At 63.4% G+C, this 23,853-nt stretch carries 18 protein-coding genes and 1 riboswitch; of the genes, 9 read left to right on the top strand and 9 right to left on the bottom strand.

Going from position 1 to position 23,853, the window contains the following annotated elements; all coding sequences use genetic code 11:
• Together VIE67_RS07150 and lpxL are read right to left on the bottom strand one after the other, a co-directional pair.
• A partial coding sequence (locus VIE67_RS07150; protein ID WP_332024695.1) for a DUF2339 domain-containing protein occupies positions 1 to 1,004 on the bottom strand: 1,004 nt, incomplete at its 3' end.
• 81 nt (positions 1,005 to 1,085) lie between these two features.
• Entirely contained in the window at positions 1,086 to 2,006 is a 921-nt protein-coding gene (gene lpxL, locus VIE67_RS07145) for an LpxL/LpxP family Kdo(2)-lipid IV(A) lauroyl/palmitoleoyl acyltransferase (protein WP_332024693.1), read from the bottom strand.
• Between the two features lie 219 nt (positions 2,007 to 2,225).
• Here lpxL and waaA point away from each other — a divergent pair, with 219 nt between their 5' ends.
• Positions 2,226 to 3,539: a lipid IV(A) 3-deoxy-D-manno-octulosonic acid transferase gene (waaA, locus tag VIE67_RS07140; protein ID WP_332024691.1), complete on the top strand. Its 1,314-nt coding sequence runs from the start codon at positions 2,226 to 2,228 to the stop codon at positions 3,537 to 3,539.
• Between the two features lie 37 nt (positions 3,540 to 3,576).
• Here the strand turns inward: waaA and VIE67_RS07135 are convergent, their stop codons facing one another.
• From VIE67_RS07135 to VIE67_RS07120, 4 genes are all read right to left on the bottom strand, one after another.
• Positions 3,577 to 5,019 (bottom strand): TolC family outer membrane protein, encoded by a 1,443-nt coding sequence (locus VIE67_RS07135; protein WP_332024689.1) that lies wholly within the window; start codon positions 5,017 to 5,019, stop codon positions 3,577 to 3,579.
• Positions 5,020 to 5,074: 55 nt separating this feature from the next.
• On the bottom strand, positions 5,075 to 5,734 hold the full coding sequence (locus tag VIE67_RS07130; RefSeq protein ID WP_332024687.1) for a protein-L-isoaspartate O-methyltransferase family protein: 660 nt from the start codon (positions 5,732 to 5,734) through the stop codon (positions 5,075 to 5,077).
• A 179-nt stretch (positions 5,735 to 5,913) separates the two neighbouring features.
• Entirely contained in the window at positions 5,914 to 9,192 is a 3,279-nt protein-coding gene (locus VIE67_RS07125; RefSeq protein WP_332024685.1) for an efflux RND transporter permease subunit, read from the bottom strand.
• Between the two features lie 24 nt (positions 9,193 to 9,216).
• Positions 9,217 to 10,329, bottom strand: a complete 1,113-nt coding sequence (locus tag VIE67_RS07120; RefSeq protein WP_332024683.1) for an efflux RND transporter periplasmic adaptor subunit — start codon at positions 10,327 to 10,329, stop codon at positions 9,217 to 9,219.
• A gap of 174 nt (positions 10,330 to 10,503) precedes the next feature.
• Here VIE67_RS07120 and VIE67_RS07115 point away from each other — a divergent pair, with 174 nt between their 5' ends.
• Entirely contained in the window at positions 10,504 to 11,142 is a 639-nt protein-coding gene (locus VIE67_RS07115) for a TetR/AcrR family transcriptional regulator (protein WP_332024681.1), read from the top strand.
• Positions 11,143 to 11,180: 38 nt separating this feature from the next.
• On the opposite strand, the gene VIE67_RS07110 is transcribed toward VIE67_RS07115, so the two are convergent.
• Positions 11,181 to 11,729 carry a DUF3016 domain-containing protein gene (locus VIE67_RS07110; protein WP_332024679.1) on the bottom strand — a complete coding sequence of 183 codons (549 nt, stop codon included), beginning with the start codon at positions 11,727 to 11,729 and terminating at the stop codon, positions 11,181 to 11,183.
• Positions 11,730 to 11,878: 149 nt separating this feature from the next.
• Positions 11,879 to 11,983, top strand: a riboswitch (TPP riboswitch).
• A gap of 88 nt (positions 11,984 to 12,071) precedes the next feature.
• On the opposite strand from VIE67_RS07110, the gene thiC reads away from it, so the two are divergent.
• The 3 genes from thiC (at position 12,072) to VIE67_RS07095 (ending at position 16,829) form a co-directional block, all read left to right on the top strand.
• Positions 12,072 to 13,976 carry a phosphomethylpyrimidine synthase ThiC gene (thiC, locus tag VIE67_RS07105; RefSeq protein ID WP_332024677.1) on the top strand — a complete coding sequence of 635 codons (1,905 nt, stop codon included), beginning with the start codon at positions 12,072 to 12,074 and terminating at the stop codon, positions 13,974 to 13,976.
• 8 nt (positions 13,977 to 13,984) lie between these two features.
• A complete protein-coding gene (locus VIE67_RS07100; RefSeq protein WP_332024675.1) occupies positions 13,985 to 15,001 on the top strand; it encodes a DUF2333 family protein in 1,017 nt (338 codons plus the stop codon).
• Between the two features lie 181 nt (positions 15,002 to 15,182).
• Complete coding sequence (locus VIE67_RS07095) at positions 15,183 to 16,829, top strand: ArnT family glycosyltransferase (protein ID WP_332024673.1); 1,647 nt, start codon at positions 15,183 to 15,185, stop codon at positions 16,827 to 16,829.
• Positions 16,830 to 17,129: 300 nt separating this feature from the next.
• On the opposite strand, the gene ppa is transcribed toward VIE67_RS07095, so the two are convergent.
• Positions 17,130 to 17,678, bottom strand: coding sequence for an inorganic diphosphatase (gene ppa / locus VIE67_RS07090; protein WP_332024671.1), 549 nt, complete (start codon positions 17,676 to 17,678; stop codon positions 17,130 to 17,132).
• 313 nt (positions 17,679 to 17,991) lie between these two features.
• Here ppa and VIE67_RS07085 point away from each other — a divergent pair, with 313 nt between their 5' ends.
• From VIE67_RS07085 to VIE67_RS07070, 4 genes are all read left to right on the top strand, one after another.
• The gene (locus VIE67_RS07085; RefSeq protein WP_332024669.1) at positions 17,992 to 19,752 is read left to right on the top strand and encodes a leucine-rich repeat domain-containing protein; all 1,761 of its coding nucleotides are present in this window, start codon (positions 17,992 to 17,994) and stop codon (positions 19,750 to 19,752) included.
• Entirely contained in the window at positions 19,749 to 21,911 is a 2,163-nt protein-coding gene (locus tag VIE67_RS07080; protein ID WP_332024668.1) for a S53 family peptidase, read from the top strand. Before VIE67_RS07085 ends, VIE67_RS07080 begins: the two co-directional genes overlap by 4 nt.
• Before the next feature lie 78 nt (positions 21,912 to 21,989).
• On the top strand, positions 21,990 to 22,268 hold the full coding sequence (locus VIE67_RS07075) for a type II toxin-antitoxin system RelE/ParE family toxin (RefSeq protein WP_332024666.1): 279 nt from the start codon (positions 21,990 to 21,992) through the stop codon (positions 22,266 to 22,268).
• Between the two features lie 11 nt (positions 22,269 to 22,279).
• Positions 22,280 to 22,582 carry a HigA family addiction module antitoxin gene (locus VIE67_RS07070; RefSeq protein ID WP_332024664.1) on the top strand — a complete coding sequence of 101 codons (303 nt, stop codon included), beginning with the start codon at positions 22,280 to 22,282 and terminating at the stop codon, positions 22,580 to 22,582.
• 61 nt (positions 22,583 to 22,643) lie between these two features.
• Here VIE67_RS07070 and VIE67_RS07065 read toward each other — a convergent pair.
• On the bottom strand, positions 22,644 to 23,853 hold a 1,210-nt coding region (locus tag VIE67_RS07065), incomplete at its 5' end, for a phosphatidylglycerol lysyltransferase domain-containing protein (protein ID WP_332024662.1).

Here is a 23,853-nt window from a genome sequence, read left to right as displayed (position 1 = left end):
AAGCCGACCAGGTTCAGCGCGCGCCAGGGCTTGACCCAGGCGATGACGAAAATCGCCGCATTGAGCACGGCGTAGTAGCTGAACAGCGCGACGTGATTGTTGCTGCCGGTGGCAATCAGAATCGGCGCGAGAAAGCCGCCGACGATCGCCAGCAGCGCCAATGCGAGAGCGTCCTGCAGCACGGCCAATGCACCGGCGGCGGCGACGATGACAACCAGCAGGGCGAAAGCGAGCACCGGCGGCAACAGCGCATACAGGCGATACGCGGCGAACACGGTCAGGATCAGCACGCCGATCGCGCCGCCCTGCAGGCTCAACGCGAATGCGCGATGCGATGCGCGCTTGCGCCAGGCGAAAGCGAGCGCTGCGAGCGCCGCCACGGCGATGCTGGCGAGGCGAAATTCGATCGGCATCCTGAGCCAGCCCTGATCGGCTGCGTACTTGAGCAGGGCGGCGACGCCGAGAAACAGCACGATCACGCCAACCTTCACCGGCACATTGCCCGAGGTAAACCAGCGCCTGATCGCGGCTGCGGCGGCGCTTTCCGGGCGTGGCGACGTCGATGCCGAGAAGCCGCGCGGTGCCGCGCGCGCTGGCGCATCGTCGGATTGCGCGGATGCAATCGATTCCGGTGTCGATTCGCCGTGCATCGCGATTTCGTCGCGCGCATGTTCTTGCACGGCGGCAAGCGTGGTGGAAGAAACAGTCGGTGACGCTTCAGCCACGGTATCCGCAGCCGCAACTTGCTCAGGCTCCGCGGCCGACGCATCAACGTGAACGAAGGGCGCGCTCGTCGTGGTACTGCGTGTCGCCAGCGTGACTGTCGCGCGCGCCAGATCCGCTTCGAGCCTGGTCACGCGTGCGCTCAGGCGCCGCCACAGCGCCGCCGTCAATCCGGCGATGGCACCAAACAGCGCCCCGGTGAATCCGGTCGATTCGTCGAATACGCCGGCGCAGAGCCAGGCGCCCAGCGCCGCACCGACGAGCATCAGCAAGAACGGCATGGTCACTCCCCTCAAGTCCCCGCATCACTCTGCAACAAACGCTGTTCGGCCGGCGTTAACCGGCCGCGGATGGTGCATCCCTCAATACAGCGCCTTCTCGCCCGGCGGCCGCGACTTGAAGCGCTTGTGCACCCATAGATACTGATCCGGCGCCTCGTCCACCATGCGCTGAATCAGCAGATTCACGCGTGCCGTGTCGGCGACTACATCGCCACCCGGAAAATCCGCCATCGGCGCTTCCAGGCGCAACACGTAACCGCGACCATCATGCCGGCGCCGGTGAAAAAACGGAATCACCGCCGCGCCGGACAGACGCGCCAGATGGTGGGTTGCGGTGATCGTCGCCGCGCTGACGCCGAAGAACGGCACGAACACGCTGTCCTTGCCGCGCATGTCCTGATCCGGTGCGTACCAGAGCGTGCCGCGACGGCGCAGATAGCGCACGCTTGCGCGCAATTCGTCCTTGGTGAACATCGCTTCGGCGTAGTGCAGGCGTGCGCGCAGGACGCAACGCTCGAATACCGGATCGTCCATCACGCGATACATGCCGGCGATGCGCATGCGCTGCGAAACCAGGCGCGCGCACAGTTCGAGATGGGAAAAATGCGCACCGACCAAAAGTACACCTTTACCTTTTTCCCGGCAGGCGTCGAGATGCTCGAGGCCTTCGATCGCGCATGGCACACGCGCGAGCGCGCGATCGGATCCCATCCAGGCCAGCGCGAATTCGACCAGCATCAGGCCCAGATCCGCGAGCGACGCGCGCAGCAAGGTCGCGCGCGCGGACGGCGTCAATTGCGGCAGGCAGATTTCGAGATTGCGCTGTGCCACATGCCGGCGCTCACCGGGCAACAGCGCGGTCAGCAGGCCGAGCCCGCGGCCGAGCCAGAACAGCAAACGGTAGGGCAGGCGTGCGATCAGCCAGATCACGCCGATGCCGATCCACGAGGGCCAGTAGCGCGGCGAGAGCAGGCGGGGCGGGGCGGGCTCGGTCGAGGTCATCCGTTGAAGTATAAAGACAGGAGAGCCGGGAATCGGCAGTCGCAGCCGGGCGACCCGTTTCCACGCCAGATTTTGCGAGGCGAAAATCCAGATGGATTCCAGCTTGACCAGCTTCGCTGTTGAGAAGCGCTTCGCTGGAATGACGAGCGGACCAGCTCTTCCTGAGTCCCGAGTCCCCGACCACAGCTATACTTTCCCTCCCCAACTCGCGACCTGCCCGTGCCGCTACGCCGCTTCATCTACACGCTCACGATGTACCTGCTGACGCCGGCGATCCTGTACCGGCTGGCGGCGCGCGGTTTTCACTACCGCGAATATTTCGAGCGCTGGCGCGAGCGTTTCGGTTTCGTCAAGGATACCGGCAAGCGCGAGAGCATCTGGCTGCACGCGGTATCGATGGGCGAGGTCAATGCGGCGCTGCCGCTGATCGACGCGCTCATGCGCCGCTACCACGGTGCGACGTTCGTGATCACGACGGTGACGCCGACCGGCTCGGAGCGCGTGCGCCGCGTTTACGGCGATCGTGTGATGAACGTGTACCTGCCCTACGATCTGCCCGCATCGATCCGCCGCTTTCTCGATCGCATCCGGCCGCGGCTCGCGGTCATCATGGAAACCGAGATCTGGCCGAACCTTTTTTTCGAGTGCGAGGCGCGCGCCATTCCGCTGGTCATCGCCAATGCGCGCCTGTCGGAAAAAAGCCTGCGCGGCTACCGCCCGATACGTCCGCTCGCGCGTCAGGCGCTGGCCAGTGCGCGCTATATCGCGGCGCAGTCAGCGACCGACGCGGCGCGCCTGCAGGAGCTGGGCGCACCGCGCGAACGCCTGGGCGTGATCGGCAATCTGAAATACGACATGACCGTGCCTGCGCAACTGATCGAGCAGGCGCACACGATGCGCGCGGCCTGGGGCGCGCGGCGCCCGGTGTGGCTCGCGGCAAGCACACACGACGGCGAGGAGCTGGCCGTGCTCAAGGCGCAGGCCGTGGTGTTGCGCCGTTTTCCCGACGCGCTGCTGCTGATCGCGCCGCGCCATCCCGAACGCTTCAAGCCGGTGGCGCAAGCCTGCCGCAGTTTCGGTTTCGTCACGCGCACGCGCAGCGAAGATGTTGTGGCCAGTTCGGATACGCAGTGCTTCGTCGTCGACACACTCGGCGAACTGCTCTACTTCTACGCGGCGACCGATGTGGCATTCGTCGGCGGCAGTCTCGTGCCGATCGGCGGGCACAACGTGCTCGAGCCCGCGGCGCTCGGCGTGCCGATCGTGGTCGGGCCGTACCTGTTCAATTTCGCCGAGATCAGCGCCAGCTTGCTCGATGCCGGGGCCGCGTTGCAGGTAAGCGACGGCGATCAACTCGGCGGTGAGATCCTGCGCCTGCTCGCCGACCCGGCGTTGAGCGCCAGGATCGGCCGCGCCGCGCAGGATGCATTCGAGCGCGAGCAGGGCAGCGTATTGCGCACGCTGGCGATCATCGAGAACGTGCTCGAGGAACGCGAAGCGGACATCGCGCGGCGCGAATCGGCAAAGGCGTAAGCATCGCGTCTTCCCGGCGCCGGTTTGCCGATCGGAATTACTCCAGCAACGAATTCACCGCGTCGAGATCCTTCGCCGCCACCACACCTGCGGACTCCTTGAGCTGCAGGCCGCTGAGCACGAACTGATGGCGTGCCTGCGAGTAAGCACTTTGCGCGTTGAGCAAGGTGCTCTGGCTGATCAGCACATCGACGATGGTCTTGGTGCCGACCTCGAAGCCCGCCTGGGTCGCGTCCAATGCGCTTTGCGCGGAAACCACGGCGGCCTTGGTCGCTTCGACTTCGCTGATACCGGCGATCACCGCGCGATAGGCGTTGCGCGTGTTTGCCACCACGGTGCGGCGCTGCAGTTCGAGCTGGTCCTGCGCGGCATCACGCTGGAACACGGCCTGGCGCGTCTGCGAGGAGACCAGGCCACCGGAAAAGATCGGGATATTCAAGGTCACGCCGACCGTCGTCGCGGTGCTCAGATTGTTGTTGCTCGGGATCGAAAACTTCTGCCCGCTGGCGAATTCATTCACGCTGCCCCACGACGGTGTGTCATTGCGCGTGATCGAACCGCTCAGCGTCGGATAATGGCCCGCGCGTTGCGTGGAGATGTTGTCCTCGGCCGAATCGACCGAGCGCTGCGCCGAGGCAAGCAGCGGATTCTGCTTGTTGGCCAGATCCACCCAGGCCTGCGCATTGGCCGGTGCCGGCTTCTCCAGCGGCAGCGGATCGCGCAGTTTTTTCAGATCGCCGAAATCCTTGCCGATGATCTGGCTCACGCCCTCGCGCGCGGTTTCCACGGCGTTCTGCGCGGTAATCACCTGAGCCACGGCGGCGTCGTGCTGGGCGCGCGCGACATGCACATCGGTGATCGCGGACAGGCCGACCTGGAAACGCTGTTCGGCCTGGTCGAGTTGCTTGGCCAGCGATTTTTCGTTCAATTGCGCGAAGCTGAGCTGATCCTCGGTAGTCAGCACGCCGAAATAGGCGGTTGCCGTGCGCACGAGCAGATTCTGCGAGGCGGCATCGTAGGTGTACTGCGCACCTTCGGCCAATGCATGCGCGCTGCGCAGACGCGTGATGTTGCCCCAGTTGAAGATCGATTGGGTCAGCATCAGGTTGCCCGGCCGGCTGCGGCCGCTGGCGTCGGTGGTAATGATGCCGAAATTGCCGACTTGATCCTGCACGAAGCTGGTGTTCGGGCCCTTGCTGCCCTGATCGGAGTGCGCGAAACCGTAGCTGCCGTTGATCTGCGGCAACAAGGCCGAGCGCGCCTGCGGCACGCTTTCCTCGGTGGCGTTCTTGTTGGCGTCGGCAGCGGCCAGGGTTGGATCGGCCTGACGCGCGAGCTGGTAGATCTGGGTCAGATCTTCAGCCTGGGACGGCAGCGGCAGCGCGGCGATGGCGAGTGCCGCGGCGAGCAGCCCCATCCCAAGCGGGGCCGGCTTGAGGCGATCGAGAGACGCACGGTTCAGCTTGATACTTTTACGCATTGTGGATTTTTCCTCAAAAAATACTTTCGCCGCGGATGCGGAATACGAAGGCGCTTCAGAGCGCGAATCGCGCAGCCGGCGCCGCATGGTTCAGATAGGGCAGATCGGTTTCGAACATGGCTTCCTCGCTCCACTGCCCGTCGGCACCGCGCGTGTACAGCAACGCCTGTTGCGCGGGCGATGCGCCGACGATCGCAAGCAGGCGCCCGCCGGGCTTGACCCAGTCGCGCCAGCGTGGCGGAAGCGTGGCGACCGCGCCAGTGACAAGCATCACGTCGAAGACCTGTTGCGGAACGAATCGATGCACCGCCTCGGCGACCTCGACGCGTACGTTGCGCAGTCCGGCGCCGGCCAGGCGCGCGCGCGCCGCATCGGCAAAATCCGCGTGCTGCTCGATGCTGACGACGTCGTGCGCAAGGCGCGCGAGGCAGGCGGTGACGAAACCCGAGCCGGTGCCGATTTCCAGCACGCTTTCCGCGCGCGTCGGCGCGATCGCCTGCAGCACGCGGCCTTCGACCACGGGTTTCATCATCACCTCGGCATGACCGAGCGGCAATTCCAGATCGGCGAAAGCGAGGTTGCGGCAGGCGCTGGGGACGAAATCCTCGCGCCGGATCGCGGTGATCGCTTCGAGCACGCGCGAGTCGAGCACGTCCCAGGGACGCACCTGTTGCTCAACCATGTTGCGGCGGGCAAGTTCGATATTCAGCGACATGACATCGGATTCCGGGTGGATAGGGTGCCGAGAGAATAAAGGGACAGTACGCCACCGGGCAATCGTACGATGGCGGAAGCCCCGCGCTTGCCAAAGTGCCGGAAGTCATTCAAACCCCGGCGCTGCCAATTGCATCGTGCAAAACCGTACCCGTTTTGATGGGGACGATCGCGCACGACTCAATGCGTAGCCAGCGCAATCGCCGGCGTATTCGACAAGGATGCATCGGCGTTCGCCGGCGTCGCAGCGGCTGTCGGCGCGTGCGCATCGCGGCGCACGCGGAACCAGGCTGCGTACAGCGCCGGCAGGAACAGCAGGGTCAGCGCGGTCGCCACGAACAGGCCGCCCATGATCGCCACCGCCATCGGCCCGTAGAACGCGCTGCGCGACAGCGGAATCATCGCCAGGATCGCCGCCAGTGCGGTGAGCACGATCGGGCGGAAACGCCTGACGGTCGCATCGACGATCGCGGTCCACGGCGCATGGCCGGCGCCGATGTCCTGTTCGATCTGATCGACGAGGATGACCGAGTTGCGCATGATCATGCCCATCAGCGCGATCGTGCCGAGCATCGCCACGAAGCCGAACGGTACGTGGAACACGAGCAGGAACAAGGTCACGCCGATCAGGCCGAGCGGCGCGGTGAGAAACACCAGCAGCACGCGGCTGAAGCTGCGCAACTGGATCATCAGCACGGTGAGCACGACGATCAGGAACAGTGGCATGCCCGCATTGACCGAGCTCTGGCCCTTGGCGCTTTCCTCGACCGCGCCACCGACTTCGAGCAGATAACCCGGCGGCATCGAGGCGCGGATCGCATCGAGTTGCGGCAGCATCTGTGCGGTTACGGTCGGCGCGGTGGTCGTGCCGTAGATATCGCCGCGCACGGTGACGGTTGGCAGGCGGTTGCGCCGCCAGATGATGCCTTCCTCGAAACCGTAGCTCACAGTCGCGATCTGTTTCAGTGGCACGCTCTGGCCCGACGGTGTCGGCACGGCCAGGCTTTCGAGCAGGGACAGGCGCGCACGTTCGTCGGCCGGGCCGCGCAGGGAAACCTCGATCAATTGATCGCGCTCGCGGTAGTACGTCACCGGCACGCCGGACAGCGAGCTTTGCAGGAAATTGGCCAGATCCTGCGACGACACGCCGAGCACGCGCGCGCGCTCCTGGTCGATGCTCAGATGCACGACCTTGGAGGGCTCCTCCCAGTCGAGGTTCACATTGCGCAGGGTGGGATTCTGGTGCATCACATCGGCGACTTTGCGCGCGAGTTCGCGCACGGTCGGAATATCCGCGCCGGACACGCGGAACTGCACCGGATAACCGACCGGCGGACCATTTTCCAGGCGCACGACGCGCGCGCGCAGCTCGGAAAAGTCGTGGTCGAACAAGTCGATCAGATCGCTGCGCAAATGCTCGCGGTCGGCGGTGGATTTCGCCAGCAGCACGAATTCGGCGAAGCTCGCCTGCGGCAATTGCTGATCGAGCGGCAGATAGAAACGCGGCGCGCCTGAGCCGACGAAGGCGACATAGTTTTCGAGTTCGGGACGCTTTGCCAGCCAGGCTTCGAGTTTCTTCACCTGGGTTTCGGTCGCGCTGATCGACGCGCCTTCAGTCAGTTTGAGATCGACCATCAACTCCGGCCGCGTCGAGTCGGGGAAGAACTGCTGCTGCACGAAACCGAAACCGGCCAGCGACAGCGCGAATGCGAGCACGGTCGCGGCGATCACGGTCTTGCGATGGCCCACGCACCAGTCGACTACGCTGCGGAAGCCGCGATAGAACGGCGTCGCATACGGATCGTGCGCACTTTCCCTTCCCCCGCCTGCGGGGGAAGGTGCCCGCGGGTCGACCTGGAAGGCACTGGGTTCTTCACTCACCCCCTTCCCAACCTTCCCCCGCGAGCGGGGGAAGGGGCTAAAGCGATCGCGCAAGCGACGTAACCATGTTTCGAATCTGCCAAGCGGCGCATCGCGCTCGGGCAGCAGCTTGTAGCCCAGATACGGGATCAGCATCACTGCGGCGACCCAGGAAATCAGCAGCGCGAGCGCGACGACCTCGAAGATCGAGCGCGTGTACTCGCCGGTGCCGGATTTCGCGGTCGCGATCGGCAGGAAACCCGCTGCGGTCACCAGGGTGCCGGTCAGCATCGGGAACGCGGTCGAACTGTAGGCGAACGCGGCCGCGCTGACGCGGTCGTAGCCCTGCTCGATCTTGATCGCCATCATTTCGACCGCGATGATCGCGTCGTCGACCAGCAAGCCCAGCGCCAGCACCAGCGCGCCCAGCGAGATCTTGTGCAGGTCGATGCCGAAGTACTTCATCGCCGCGAAGGTCATCGCGAGTACCAGCGGAATCGACAGCGCGACGACCAGACCGGGGCGCCAGCCGAGCGAGAAAAAGCTGACCAGCAGGACGATCGCCACCGCGATCGCCAGCGTGTCGACGAATTCGCTGACCGAACGTGCGACCGCGCGCGGCTGGTCGGTGACGCGTTCCAGATCAAGGCCAACCGGCAAGGTCTTCTGCAGGCGCGCGATCGTCGTGTCGAGGTTCTGCCCCAGATGAATGATGTCGCCGCCGGCGCGCATCGACACCGCGATACCAAGCGAATTCTTGCCCATGAAACGCATGCGCGGCTGCGGCGGATCGGCGTAGCCGCGGTGGATGTTGGCGACATCGCCGAGGCGGAACAGGTTGCCGTTCGCGCGGATCGAGATATTGCGGATCGCCTCGACCGAATCGAACGCGCCGGTGGGCCGCAGATAGATGCGGTCGCTGCCGGTCTCGAAACTGCCTGCGGGCGTGATCGCGTTCTGCGCCGCGAGGGTTTTCTGCAATTGATCGAAGCTCACGCCGAGCGTGGCGAGTTTGGCGTTGGACAGCTCGATCGTGACCTTTTCGTCCTGCAGGCCGATGAGCTGGATCTTGGCCACGTCGGGCACGCGCAGGATTTCAAGCTTGAGGCGCTCGGCGTAGTCGCGCAGCTGCGCATCGCTGTAGCCGTCGCCGCTGAGCGCGTAGATATTGCCGAAGGTATCGCCGAATTCGTCGTTGAAGAACGGCCCGAGTACACCTTGCGGCAAAGTATACCGAATGTCGCCGATCTTCTTGCGCACCTGATAGAAGAAATCCGGCACGTCGGACGGCGGCAACGTGTCCTTGATCACCACGAACACCTGCGACTCGCCCGGCCGCGAATAGCTGCGCAGAAAGTCGACTTGCGGCAATTCTTGCAGCTTCTTCTCGATCCTCTCGGTGACCTGTTCGGTGACTTCGGCCGCGGTTGCGCCCGGCCATTGCGTCTGCACGACCATCACCTTGAAGGTGAACGGCGGATCCTCGGACTGGCCCAGACCCATGTAGGACCACGCGCCGAGCGCGGCGAGCAGGAAGATGAAATAGCGCAGCAACGCCTGGTTGCGCAGCGACCATTCGGAAAGATTGAAGCGACCCATGCAACGACTCCGAATGCTGCAAGTTTAGAGCGCGATTGCGCGATTGAGTGCATCGATCGGCGCGATCGCCTGGCCTTCGCGCAGCTTGTGCACGCCGGCGGTGACGATCCAGTCCTGCGCGCTTACGCCGCCGGAAATCGTCACGCCTTGCTCGCGGTAGGCGGCCACGCTCACCGGCGCGAGACGCACCTGATGCGTCTTCGCATCGACCACCCACACCGCAGGCTTGCCACCGAGTTCGTACAAGGCCGCCAGAGGAATCAGGATCTGTGCGGTCGTGTTGGCATCGACGAAGTAGACGCGTGCAGTCTGGCCCAGACGCGGTGCGAGCGCGGTATCGTCGAAGCTCACGCGCACGCGATAGGTGCGCGTGGTGTGGTCGGCCTCGGGACTGATCTCGCGCAAATGGCCGGCCAGTTGTTTACCCGCGTCGGCCCAGGACTCGATCGCGACAGGAGTACCGACGCTATAGGCGCCGATGCGATTTTCCGGTACCGCGATTTCCACTTCGAGAGAACCATCGCGCGCCAGCATCGCCACGGCTTGTCCGGCACTCACGACCTGGCCAGCTTCGGCATTGATCGCGGTGATCACGCCGGCGTGGTCGGCGCGCAGCGAGGTGTATTCGGCCTGATTTTGCGCGACCGCGAAGGCCGCCTGTGCCTGCTGCAACTGCGCCTGCGCGGCCTTGAGCGTGTTGCTCACCGTGTCGAACTGGGTCTGGCTGATGAAATGTTTGTCGAGCAGTGGGCGGTAGCGGTCGAATTCGGATTGAGCCAGATCGCGGTTCGCGCGTGCCGAGCTCAGGTTCGCGTTGGCGCTGGCGACCTGCAGTTTGAGATCCAGTGGATCGAGCTCGGCCAGCACCTGGCCGGCTTCGACATGATTGCCGACATCGACCAGGCGCGTCTTGATCTTGCCGTTGACGCGGAAGCCGAGCTGGCTTTCGAAGCGCGCATGCACATCGCCGGAATAGACTTCGGCATTCAGCGCATCGGCGGCTTGCGGGTGCGCGACCAGCGCATTGCGCGGCGCTTCGGGCGCGGCGGCCTTGCTGCTGCAGCCGGACAAGCCGGCGAGAGCGGCAAAGGCCAGCATTGCCGCGCTCAACTTGGATGTACGAACAAGGGTACGCATCGCCACCGGTCTCCTGCAGTTGCAGCATGCTAATTAGTGAACGTTGTGGTATAGTATCAAATACTAAACCGGGTTGTCCAGTAATTAAGCAAGGCAACCGGAACCGTCGGGCAGCACCCATCGCGCTTGGCGGCAATCGTTCAAACGCATACGGAAGGAAGTCGCCGAAACCTCATGAACATAGCCATCGCCAAAACCTGTGGACCGGGTCGCCCCAAGGACCTGGGAAAGCGCGCCGCCATCCTGCAGGCGGCCAAACGCTTGTTCATCACACAGGGATTCGAAGGCACGAGCATGGACGCGATCGCCAACGCGGCGGGCGTGTCCAAGCTAACCGTCTACAGTCACTACCAGGACAAGGAGCGCCTGTTTACCGCGGCCGTCGAGCAGGTGTGCCATGAGCAGATGCCGACCGAGATTTTCAACGCCGATCTCAAGGGCCCGATCCGGCGTCAGCTGCTGACGATCGCGCGCGCGTTTTTCGCCTTGATCACCAGCGCGGAGGCGCTCGCCGTGCACCGCACGATCGTCGCCAACGCGCGCCAGTCGCCGCGACTGGCGCAGATGTTCTGGGAAGCCGGCCCGCGCCGCACCCAGCTCGGGCTCGAATCCTTCCTGCGCGAGGAAGTGGCGGCGGGCAAACTCGAGATCGCCGATTTCCACCGCGCGGCGACGCAGTTTTTCTGCCTGCTCAAGGGCGAATGCCATGCGCGTATGGAGTTCGGCTGTGGCGAAGCCATGACTCAGCGCGAGATCGACGAGCACCTCAATGCGACGGTCGATCTGTTCCTGCGCGCCTACGCGCCACGCTAGTACGCACCACGCTAGATCTGGCGGTCGAGATCCCGTAATCAGGATCGATTGCGCACGAACTCCCTGGTGATCCAGTCGTCGAGCAGGCGCTTGTCGTAGCGCAGCGGATCGTTGTTGAACGGCACCGTGCGCTGCAGGTATGCCAGATCGCGCAGCTTGCTGTCGCCTTCGCGGATCGTGGCGCCATCGTTGCCGACCAGTTTGTAATGCAGGTCGATGCGCGGCGGGTACAGATCTTTCATGATGCGGATGTCCTGCGCATTCGGTCCGTGCCAGGGTTCGAAATCGCCGGCCAGCTTGATATCGTTGATGGTCACCTCCAATTGTTCGCCGGGCGGCAATTTGAGGTCGGCACGCTTGCGCAGATACTCGCCCAGGCTCTTCTGCCAGTCCGCGGGCCGCAGCCAGCCGCGTTGCATCTGGTTGTTCTTGACCTCGCTCAAGGTGTCGGTCGGCGCCCACTCGACCTGAATGCGTTCGGGCAGGGGCTCACGGGCGAGCACTGACGTTGCGCTGGCGGCCAGCGCGAAAAATGCCGACGCGAGCAACGCCAGGCTGCGGGAGTTCAAGCGGCGCAATGCGTTCATGGGAACCTCGTTCGCTTCCGCAAGATGCGGTTCAGTCTACTCTTCGACATGACGCAAGGCGGCGAAGTTTCGTCGCACAGTTGCGTCACAAACGCTGCGTTGCCGATCGGCCGCGCTCGCCATCCGCCGCGCTTCGTGTTTCAATTCACCATGTGAAGCGGGGGTGTTCGCGGTGCGTTGGATCGTGAACTGAGAAAAACCCTTGGTACCTGATCCGGATCATGCCGGCGTAGGGAAGCTTCGATGGCGCATGCCGTCCCGCCGCTTCGTCACCACTCTTTTGAGAAGTCCGTGCAGGACGCGCGGTTATCGGCCAGGGATGCGCCTGACGAGGACGATTCCATGAATGCTCTTGCCGCCGATCTGGTTCGCGAAACCGCCGCGCTGTCGGAAAACCTCACGCGGCCGATTCCGGGGTCGCGCAAAATCTATACTTCCGGCGCGCGCGCGGACTTGCGCGTGCCGATGCGCGAGGTCGCGCTGGCCAATACCCCGCTGGTGTTCGGCGCCGAGAAGAACACGCCGTTCGCGTTGTACGACACCTCGGGGCCGTATACCGATCCGGCAGTGCACATCGATCTTGCGGCGGGGCTTGCGCCGCTGCGCGCGGCGTGGATCGCCGAGCGCGGCGACAGCGAAATGCTCAAAGGCCTGAGTTCCGAATTCGGGCGCCGGCGCGCAACCGACGCGAAACTTGCGAGCGTGAGGTTCCCGCATCTCGGCACGCCGCGTCGCGCCAAGGCCGGCGCGAACGTGTCGCAGATGCACTACGCGCGCCGCGGCATCATCACGCCGGAGATGGAATTCATCGCGATCCGTGAAAACCAGAAGATCGAGGCGCTGGGCGATGCCGCACTCCTCGCGCAACACGCGGGCGAGAGTTTCGGCGCCGCGATTCCGCGCACGATCACGCCCGAATTCGTGCGCAGCGAAGTCGCGCGCGGGCGCGCGATCATTCCATGCAACATCAATCATCCGGAAAGCGAGCCGATGATCATCGGGCGCAACTTCCTGACCAAGATCAACGCCAATATCGGCAACTCCGCGGTGTCGTCGGGCATCGCCGAGGAAGTCGAGAAAATGGTCTGGGCGATCCGCTGGGGCGGCGACACGGTGATGGATCTGTCGACCGGCAAGAACATCCACGAAACGCGCGAGTGGATCATCCGCAACTCGCCCGTGCCGATCGGCACCGTGCCGATTTATCAGGCGCTGGAAAAAGTCGACGGCAAGGCCGAGGAACTCACCTGGGAAATTTTCCGTGACACACTGATCGAGCAGGCCGAGCAGGGCGTGGACTATTTCACGATCCACGCGGGCGTGCGCCTGCCCTACATTCCGCTCACCGCCAAACGCGTTACGGGCATCGTCTCGCGTGGCGGCTCGATCATGGCCAAGTGGTGTCTCGCGCACCATCGGGAAAGTTTCCTCTACACGCATTTCGAGGATATCTGCGAAATCATGCAGGCCTACGATGTGGCGTTCTCGCTCGGCGATGGCTTGCGCCCCGGTTCGATCGCCGATGCGAACGACGCGGCGCAGTTCGCCGAACTCGATACGCTCGGTGAGTTGACCCAGATCGCCTGGAAGTACGATGTGCAGACCATGATCGAAGGCCCCGGCCACGTGCCGATGCAGTTGATCAAGGAAAACATGGAGCGTCAGTTGCGCGTATGTCACGAGGCGCCTTTTTATACCTTGGGTCCGCTCACGACCGATATCGCTCCGGGTTACGATCACATTACCAGCGCGATCGGCGCGGCCCTGATTGGCTGGTTCGGCACCGCGATGCTCTGCTACGTGACGCCGAAGGAGCACCTCGGCTTGCCCAACAAGCAGGATGTGCGCGACGGCATCATCGCCTACAAGATCGCCGCACACGCGGCCGATCTGGCGAAGGGTCATCCCGCCGCGCAGGCGCGCGACAACGCACTGTCGAAGGCACGCTTCGAATTCCGCTGGCAGGATCAGTTCAACCTCGGCCTGGATCCGGAAAAGGCGCAGGAATTCCACGACGAGACCTTGCCGAAGGAGGCCGCCAAGCACGCGCATTTCTGCTCGATGTGCGGCCCGCACTTCTGCTCGATGAAGATCACCCAGGACGTGCGCGACTACGCCAGGGACCACGGCGTCGCCGACGAAGCCGAAGCGCTGGTCAGGGGCATGGCCGACAAGGCGCGCGAGTTCCGCGAACAGGGTGGCGAAGTATATATTTCCACAACCGCAACGGACCGCAAGCCGGCCTAGGAATCGCCATGGTTATTGTCGCGACCACTCGCAAACCCAACCCGCGCTGGATTCTGCGCGGGATACTGAGCGTGCTCGCGCTCTACGCGATCGTCATCCTCGCGCTGATGTTCTGGTGGAGCTACGAGCCGGATCAGTTCGATGTGGTCAAGTTCGCGCAGGAGCGCGCGGCGCAGCATCAGCAGCCAGTGGTGACCGGCGCGGTCGTTACGGGCGCTTTGATCGGCAGCGCGGAGACCCTGCTCGACAAGCGCGGCGGCTATATTTCCAACGATAAATTCCCGCCTGGCCTGTTCATGGACAATGTGCCGAACTGGGAATTCGGCGTGCTCACCGCGACGCGCGATCTCGCGCGCGAGATGCGCAACAAATTCTCGCGCTCGCAGTCGCAGTCCGAGGAAGACAAGGATCTGCAGGAAGCCGATCCGCTGTTTTCCAGTCCGAACGATCGCTGGCTGCTGCCCAGTTCCGAGGGTCAGTATCGCAAGGCGATCGACCACGTCGAAGGGTATCTGCAGCGCTTGGGCAAGAACGATCCGAACGGCGCGCAGTTCTTCGCGCGTGCGGACAGTCTTGCGGATTATCTGGATACCGTGTCGACGCGGCTCGGCAGCCTGTCGCAGCGCCTGTCGGCGAGCGTGGGCCAATTGCAGTTGCAGGGCGATGCGCCGGTCGATCCGAATGCGCCGGCGGCGAGTCCGAAGACGGCGCAGGTCGTGCAGACGCCGTGGGACAAGATCGACGATGTGTTCTACGAATCGCGCGGCTACAGCTGGGCACTGCTTGAACAATTGAAAGCGGTCGAGGTCGATTTCGCGCCGATCCTCGAACGCAAGAACGCGATGGTCAGTCTCAAGCAGGTGATCCGCGAACTGCAGGAATCGCAGAAGCCGGTGATGAGTCCGATCATCCTGAATGGCAGCCCGTTCGGCTTCTTCGCCAACCATTCGCTGGTCATGGCCAACTACGTCTCGCGCGCGAACGCGGCGATCATCGATCTGAAGTCCTTGTTGAATCGGGGCTGATAGCCAGCAGTCAAAGCCCTCCCCTTCAAGGGGAGGGTTAGGTGGGGATGGTGTGAAGGCGTTGACCGATGCGACAATCGACATCTCGTCGCAAACACCATCCCCCTCCCGGCCTCCCCCTTGAAAGGGGAGGAGAATTGCGGCCACCTTTCAGCTCGATTCCCGCCATCTTGAAATTCAAATGAATCGTTTCCTCGCCGACTGGCGCCTGCACTGGTTCCTCCTGCTCCTGCCCGTCGCGCTGTTCCTGCCGGCCGTGCCGATCGACGAAACACGCTATCTCTCCGTCGCCTGGGAGATGCGTTACACCGGCAATTTCCTGCTCCTGCACCTCAATGGCGCGCCTTATTCGGACAAGGGGCCGTTGTTGTTCTGGCTGATCAACCTGGCCTGGACGGTGGCCGGCCTGCAGGTGTGGATCGTGCGGCTTGGCATGCTCGGGACGTCGCTGGCGTCGCTGTTCCTGTTCGACCGTCTGGCGCGACGTCTGAATGGAGATGTCGGATTCGCCACGCGCGCCACGACGATTCTTGCGGGAACGGCTTTCTTCGCGCTGTTCGCCAACTTGATCATGTTCGACATGTTGCTCACCGCCTGCGTCTTGCTGGCGTTGCATGGCGTGCTCGATCTGGATGCACGGCGCTGGCTTCGCGGTACCTTGATATTCGCGCTGGGGCTTGGACTTGGGCTTTTGAACAAAGGCCCGGTAATGCTGCTCGATGCCTGCCTGGTCGCCTTGCTCGCGCCGTGGTGGAGCGCGACTGCGCGCCAGTATCCATCGCGTTGGTACGCCTGCCTGTTGCTCGGCGTGCTCGGCAGCGCCGTGATCGGTTTGGCTTACATGCTCGTTGCGGGCGGATGGGGCTACGTCAATGATGTCTTGTTCCGTCAGACCGCCGCGCGCATGACCAAGAGCTTCGCGCATGCGCGGCCAATCTGGTGGTATCTGATGGTGCTGCCGTTCTTGATCCTGCCGTGGATCGTGAGCCTGCGTGCACCGTGGCGGGCGTGGCGCAATAGCCTCACGGCGAGCAAGGCGGCGCGCTTCGGCATCGCCTGGTTTCTGCCGGCCTTCCTGGTGTTCTGCAAGCTCAGCGGCAAGCAGCCGCATTATTTGCTGCCGCTATTGCCGGGCCTGGCGCTGTATTTTGCGCATGTGCTGGGCGACGATGCGGCGCGCGTGCGCGGGCGCCTGTTCGGCCTGCTGCTGGTGCTGCTGGGCCTGTTTCTCGCGGTGGCGCCCTATCTTGCCGAGCACGCCGAGACCTTGGTCTGGTTCAACAAGCTCGCCACCAGCGGCAGCTTCTCACCGACCGAACGGCAAGTGATCGGCGGCATCTGGCCACTCTGGGGCGCGCTGCTGGCTCTGCTCGGCGTGTTTCTGCTTGCGCATCCGCGCGCGCATGCGCAACTGCGCAGCCTGAGCTTGAGCGCCGTTGCCGCGATCACGCTCGGGATGCTGACCCTGGTCCAGGCGGTCGGCCCTACCTTCGACGTCAGCGCCACCGCCGCGCGCATCCGCGCCGCGCAGGAAAGCGGCAAGCCGATCGTGCATCTGGGCTGGCATCACGGCCTGTTCGAATTTCCGGGACGCTTGACCAAGCCTTTGGAAAAAGTGGATTTTGCCAATTTGTACACTTGGTGCGCGGCGCACCCGGATGGTGAAATCGTGACGTTCTACACCAAGTATCCGATCGCGGTGAAGCCCATGATCGAAATTCCCTATCGCCTTGGGCACATATTGATCTGGCGCGCGGCGGATTTGTGCGCGGGACCGCGCACGACGGCGCCCGGCAAGCCGGATGAGGATGAGACGCCCGAGGATTGACTGGCTCGTCATTCCGGCGAAAGCCGGAATCCAGTGTCTGTTCTTTGCTTTTTCTCAAAAGCAAAAGCTTTCACAGTCAAACGGCAAAGCGAAGACGCTGGATTCCGGCTTTCGCCGGAATGACGAGCTAGGGCAAAGACACTGGATTACACGCGGCTCCTGCCGCGTACCCTTCGGGCCATTCGCTACGCGAATGTTCGCTTCGGCATCCTGCCTTCGCGGTCCGGCTTTCGCCGGAACGACGAGCGGAGTTGAAGCGCCGGATTACATGCCGCGCGGACCCGCGCGGAAACCGCCAAGTCAAAACGCCGGCTTCTCCGGACAATCCTGATAGCGCGCGACGCAGTCGAGAATTTCCTGCTTCGCGGCGGCCATGTCGTGCCAGCCGTCCACTTTTACCCATTTACCCTTTTCCAGATCCTTGTAGTGCTCGAAAAAGTGGCCGATGCGGTCGCGCCAGTGCTGCGGCACGGTGTTGATGTCCTTGATATGCGCATAGCCGGCGAACACCTTGTCGATCGGCACAGCGAGGATCTTGGTGTCGGCGCCGGCTTCGTCGGTCATCGCGAGCATGCCGACCGGACGGCAGCGGATCACCGCGCCGGGAATCAGCGGCAGCGGCATCACCACGAGCACGTCGACCGGATCGCCGTCGCCGCACAGCGTGTTCGGCACGTAGCCGTAGTTGCACGGGTAGCGCATCGGCGTGGACAGCACGCGGTCGACGAAGATCGCGCCACTGGCCTTGTCCACTTCGTACTTCACCGGCTCCGCGTCCTTCGGAATCTCGATGACGACATTGATTTCGTTCGGCACGTCCCTGCCGCTGGAAACGAGGTCGAGGCCCATAAGCGCTCCTTGAGGTTTTCGCCTCGCGCCGGACAGTGAGACAAGCTGGCGAGAGGGTCGCGAAGGATACGCGAAACCATCAGCATGCGCATGCGGCGCGCTGCCACGGCGTCCGCGCAGGACTGCAAATTTACGCGGCTTGAGCTAGGATTTGGGCGGAATTAACCGCGTGCAGGTATGGTCTGCGGCAGCTCGCTTTCGTATCGTCGACGGAGGCGCCATCTTCCTGTCGGTATAGTCGGGGAGACCAGGCTGCGCTCGCCAGTCGACTGAAAACAGGAACACCGTGCTTTCTCGAATCCGAATTGCGTGCGTGCTGATCGCTGTTTGCGCTGCCTTGCCCGGTCAGTCGGTTTGGGCGGCCATCCCGGCGTCCGAGCGCCAGGCGCTGCTCGCTTTCTACAACAGCGCAGGTGGCGCCGGCTGGATCTACAACCTCGGTTGGAACAGCGCGGCCGGCAGCGAGTGTGGTGGCACGAGCGGCAATCCCAACCCTTGGTTCGGGCTGACCTGCGACAGTACCAACAGCCACATCGTCGGTATCTATCTGCCGCAGAACCGGTTGATCGGCACTTTGCCAACGTCGCTGACGGCGCTGACGCAATTGCAGAGCTTCAACGTAGCCAACAACAACTATTGCGGCGGCAACGGCAGCGCGTGCAGCCTTGGCGGCAGCATTCCCGCGTTGAGCGGATTTACGCTGTTGCAGGCCTTCAGCATCGAGGGCAATACCTTCAGCGGGTCGATTCCGGCGTTGACCGGGCTGGTCAATCTGCAGGGCTTCGATGTCGGACAGAACAATCTCAGCGGCTCGATCCCGCCGCTTGCCGGGCTGACGAATCTGCACGGTTTCAACGCGTCGTCGAACAATCTCAGCGGTGCGCTTCCGGCCCTTGCCGGACTGGCCAGCCTTGAGGTTTTCGATGTGCACGACAACCAATTGTCGGGGATCATTCCATCACTTACCGGCTTGGGCAATCTGCAGACCTTCTATGCGTTCGCCAATCAATTGAGCGGCAGCATTCCCGCGTTGAGCGATTTGTCCAATCTGCAATTCTTCAATGTCGGCGACAATCAGCTTGACGCTTCGATTGCGGCCGTACCCAATTCGAACAATCTACTCCCCGGTGGCTCGACGCTGTGCGGCAATCCATTCAGCGCAACGCCGGACACGAACTGGGACGCGGCCACCGGCGCGACGCCGTGGTACAGCGCCTGCCCGCAGGCGATCAGTTCGATCAATCTGGATCAGCATGGCTTGACCGGCTCGTGGTATCAACGAAGCACCGGTGGTCAAGGTTTCGTGATCGAGGTGTATCCCGATCTTGCAGGCGCTGGTCTCGGCGTGCTCGGCTCAAGCTGGTACACCTATGACGTGAGCGCGGCCGGCGGCCAGCGCTGGTACACGCTGCAGGGCAATGCCACAGCGGGCGGCGGCGCGTATCCGCTGACGATCTACGCGAACACCGGCGGCAATTTCAACGCCGCGCCGCACACGAGCGCGACTGCGGTCGGAACCGCAACACTGCTGTTTGCCAGTTGCACCGACGCCCTGCTGACCTACAGTTTCAGCGATGGCAGCGGCCGCAGCGGCCTCATACCGCTGGCGCGGCTGGATGCGAATGTGACCTGCTCGTCCGCTGGCGACAATGGCAGTCCCGCCTTGAGCTATCTGCTGTCCGGCGCGTGGTACAACCCGACCACCGGCGGCCAGGGCTTTGTATTCGACATCAATCCCGCGCAGACCCTGCTGTCGGCAGGGTGGTATACCTATGCGCAGAATGGCGCGCAGATCGGTGGCGGTGCGAGCCAGCGCTGGTTCACCGTGCAGACCGCGGCGTTCGCGCCGGGCATGACGTCGATTAGCAATGTGCCGATTTACTCAAGCACCGGCGGTACGTTCAACGTCGGTGGCGGCGTGACCACGACCCCGGTCGGCACCGCCAATATCAGCTTCGCCAGTTGCAGCGCGATGACCTTGACCTACACCTTCACCGCGGGCGCCAATCAGGGTCTGAGCGATACGATCAATCTGCAACGAGTCGGCCCGGTTCCGGCGGGGTGCGCGCTATGAGCAGGACGATTCGAGCCAGCGGATTTGCGCTCGCGCTGCTGTTGCTTGTGCCGTTGCAATGCGCAGCCGCGACCGTCGCTCCGCATAGTCTGATTACCGCGCGCGTCGACGAGGCCAAGCGCGTGACCCTGCAGGGCAACGTGCGGCCGGAAGTCGCGCGCAGTCGCGATCTTGGCGTGGTTGCCGACAGCCTGCCGATGAATCACATGCAACTGTTGCTGCAGCGTTCCGCCGAGCAGGCGCAGGCACTGGAGCGGCTGATCGACGATCTGCACGACCCGCAATCGACCAGCTTTCATCAGTGGCTGACGGCCGCGCAATTCGGCAAGACCTATGGCGCCGCGCCGGAGGACATCCGCACCATCGGCATTTGGCTGCAGGCGCGCGGTTTCCGCGTGAACCTGGTCTATCCGGGTGCGACCGTGATCGATTTTTCCGGCAGCGCGGGGGCCGTGCGCAATGCGTTTCATACCGAGATCCACCAATTCGCCGCCGGCGGCGCACGCCATATCGCCAACACCAGCGATCCGCAGATTCCGGCGGCGCTGGCGCCGGCGATCAAGGGCATCGTGTCGCTGCACGATTTCCGCCCACACGCCCAGTACAAGCGCCGGCCGAAGTATACTTTTTCCGACAACAACGCCACCGAGTACTTCGTGACCCCGGCCGATCTGGCGACGATATACAACTTCAATCCGGTATTCAGCCAGGGCATCGCCGGTCAGGGCCAGACCATCGCCCTGGTCGAGGACACTGACATCTACAGCGCGCGCGACTGGAGCGCGTTCCGCAATGCGTTCGGATTGTCCGGATACTCAGGCAAGCTGTTGCAGCTGCATCCGTCGCCGGGCGGCGGCGCCAGCAATTGTGCGGACCCGGGTATCAACAGCGCCGACGCCGAGGCGATCCTCGATGCCGAATGGGCCAGCGCCGCCGCGCCCGGCGCAACGATCGAACTGGCGGCCTGCGCGGACACCAACACCACGTTCGGCGGTTTGATCGCCGTGCAGAACCTGATCAATGGCAGCGCCGCGCCGCCGGCGATCATCAGCATGAGCTATGGCGAGTGCGAGGCCTACAACGGCGCGACCGCGAACGCGGCCTATGCCGCCGCGTATCAACAGGCGGTGGCGGAAGGCGTGTCGGTTTTCGTCTCCGCGGGCGATGAAGGCGCAGCGGGCTGCGATCCGAACAACAACGGCGCCTACAACGGCATCGCCGTGAACGGGTTCGCTTCGACGCCCTACAACGTTGCCGTGGGCGGCACCGATTTCGCCGACACATCGAGCGGTGCGAACAGCACGTACTGGAACGTCGTCAACTCGAGCGGCTACGGCTCGGCGAAATCGTACGTACCGGAAATTCCGTGGAACAACTCCTGCGCCGGTTCGATCTTCCTGCACTACACCGCCAACAGCATCGCCTATGGCAGCACTGGCCTGTGCAATTCCAGCATGGCCCGGCAATATGCGATCGACAGCACCGGCGGAGGCAGCGGCGGGCCGAGCAATTGCGCCACCGGCTCGCCGACCTTCAACAGCAGCAATCTGATCTCCGGCCCGGGTTCCTGTCGTGGCACCGCCAAACCATCCTGGCAAACCGGCGTGGTTGGCCTCGCAAATGACGGCGTGCGCGATCTGCCGGATGTTTCGTTGTTCGCCGCGAATGGTTTGTGGAGCCACGCCTACGTCGTCTGCTACAGCGATATCGCCAACAGCGGCAAGTCATGCGCGGGCGCGCCGAGCAGTTGGCCGGCATTCGGCGGCACGTCGTTCGCCGCCCCGATCATGGCCGGCGTGCAGGCCCTGATCAACCAGAAAGCCGGCGCGCGCCAGGGCAATCCGAATATCCGCTATTACCGGCTCGCCGCCAACGAGTACGGCGGCAGCGGCAACGCAAGTTGCAACTCGAGCAACGGCAACAACGTGAGCGCCGCGTGCATCTTCTACGATGTGACCCAGGGCGACATCGTGGTCAATTGCTTCGGTTTCGATTGCTACGGCTCCACCGGCACTCTGAACGCGTTCTATTACGGCGTGCTCTCCACCTCGAGCGCAACCAACTCGCCAGCCTTTTCCGCGACGACGGGCTGGGATTTCGCCACCGGCATCGGCACGGTCAACGTGACCAATCTAGTGAATGGCTGGAGCAGCCAGTAGCGGGCTTGATGACGCCCTTGCAAACAACGACACATACTACCGATTGACGTTAGTAACGCATTGCAATAGCATCGTTGCATGATCCGATCGTTCCACGATGCCGATACGGAGTCGTTGTTTCACGGGCATCGCGTGTTGCGCTGGCGGCATTTCGAATCGGTCGCGATGCGCAAACTTGCGATGCTCAATCGTGCCGGGCGCATCGATGATCTGCGCATTCCGCCGAACAATCGACTGGAAAAACTCAAAGGCAAGCGCGACGGCCAATGGAGCATCCGCGTCAACGATCAATGGCGCGTTTGCTTTCGCTGGAGCGGAGCTGCCGCGCACGACGTGGAAATCGTCGACTACCATTGAAGGAGCACAGCATGCGTAGCGTACCGTATCCCACTCCCGGCGAAATCCTGCTTGAGGAATTCCTCAAGCCGATGGAAATTACCCAGTACCGACTGGCGAAGGAAATCGGCGTGCCACAGCGGCGCATCGGCGAAATCGTTGCCGGCAAGCGCTCGATTACCGCCGACACGGGCCTGCGCCTGGCGCAGTTCTTCGGCACCAGCGAAGGTTTCTGGACGGGTTTGCAGGACGACCACGACCGCGCCACGACCAAACAGGCCATCGCCAAGAAACTGGCGCATATCAAACCGTGGAACGCACATCGCGCCGCGTGAGACCGAGCGTGTGGATTGAGTCAGCTTCTTCGCCTCACCGCATTAAGCGATGCGCTGAAGATTATCGGCTCGACAGGAACCGCCGGTAGCCGCCGGCGACCAGCGCGGCGATATCGATCAGCAGGCCCGGCACCCAGACGCCGCGCGGATAGGCGAGATACGAGCCGGTCCACTCGGGCTTGAACTTGTCCTTGTATCTGCGTACACCTTGGTAATTGTATAAACTGTTGCCGTAGCGGAATGCGAGCGAGGCGAGGCGTTCGTTGATGCGCGCGTACTGGTTGTCGCCGACGCGCGACAGCGGCGCCATGCCGAGGCTGAAGGTCTTGTGACCCTGTGCCTGCGCCCACAGCATCACGTTGGCGAACAGGTAATCCATCGTGCTGCGCGGCGCGTCGCCGACATGGCGCATGAGGTCGATGCTCACGCTGCCGTTCGCTCCGTAGGGCGGTACGATATTCAGAAATGCGATCAGCTCGCCGGCGCGGCGCACCAGTGCGAGCGGGCTGTAATCGAGATACTCGGCATCGAAGCGGCCGAGCGAAAAGCCCTTTTCCGCCGAACCCTTGTAGGCCAGCCAGGTATCGGAAACGTCCTTGACCTCGGCGAGCACAACCGAATCGTGCGGCGGATTGACGATCTCGAATGTGAGTTGTTCCTTGCCCGCGCGGTTTACCGCTTGGCGCAGATCCTCCCAGCGCTTTCCAATCAGGGAGAACTCGTCGAGTTTGATCTGCGCGAGTTCGCCGAGCTTGAACAGGTCGAAGCCGTGATCGTGATAATGCGACAGATCCGGTTCGAGCACCTCGTAGAAAATCGGTACGCGATCCTGTGCGTCGGCGAAGCGGCGGAAATCGAGGATTGCGCGGTCGATCGCCGCCTCGGGTCCGCACGGCGAGCCAAGCGCGACGAGGCGGTTGCGGATGCTGCCGTAGGCGACGACCGTCTGATGATCGGCCGCCCAGAACAGGTGCTTGTCGCGCATGAAGGTCAAGTGGGCGAATTCGCCGCCGCCGTGGCTGTCGTACAGCGCCTGCGCCTGTTGCAGCGCGTGCTTGTTGGGCAGCACCAGCGCAGGCCGCTTGACCGCGAAGAATTGCCAAATCAGATAAATCACCAGACCGATCAGCGCGGCGACGAGTCCGCGGCCGACGCGCGAGGTGTGTTCGCCGAAACCGAAGTAGAACAGGTCGAAGGAGTCGTCGCCGAGCACCTGGGCCACGCCGATCGCGAAGAACACGAGCACGCAGATCGACAGGCCCGCGTACCAG

Origin of the sequence: Rudaea sp., assembly GCF_036560865.1 — a bacterium.
In the GTDB taxonomy this organism is placed as follows: Bacteria; Pseudomonadota; Gammaproteobacteria; order Xanthomonadales; family Rhodanobacteraceae; genus Rudaea.
This window is presented reverse-complemented; position numbering and strand designations above follow the sequence as displayed.